General features: G+C 31.1%; 1 protein-coding gene. It reads left to right on the top strand.

Annotation, left to right across the window (positions count from 1 at the left end; all coding sequences use genetic code 11):
• The coding region (locus tag NL42_RS18885; RefSeq protein ID WP_461313916.1) for a hypothetical protein at positions 1–382 on the top strand (382 nt) is incomplete at its 5' end.
• Positions 383–389 lie beyond the last annotated feature (7 nt).

Here is a 389-nt window from a genome sequence, read left to right as displayed (position 1 = left end):
TGATCGGCAATTCAATGACAGAATTTATATTTATGCTGATGATGAACGTCATATTGGTTTAATTTTTATTCATGATTTTATTGCTGCTGGAGTGGAGCATGCTCCAGCTGCTTATGTGTTCTATGCCGAAGATGAGTTGGTGTTGTTACAAGTTTCTAAAACCGAGAGCTATGTTATAGATATAGAAAAAAAGCTGTATGGGGATAAAATTTATTTAACTCCTTTTGTCATGCCATCAAAATTTATTGGGTGGGAAGATACTTTAATAGAATTAATAACAGAAGCCTTTATAGCAAAATTAAAAGATTTTCGTTCGATTAGTAAAAAATACGTTAATGGACAACTATTTTTAAATCACCCATTTGAACATTATGCCTGGTAAATTATTA

The organism is Acinetobacter sp. GN11, assembly GCF_054823985.1.
This window is presented reverse-complemented; position numbering and strand designations above follow the sequence as displayed.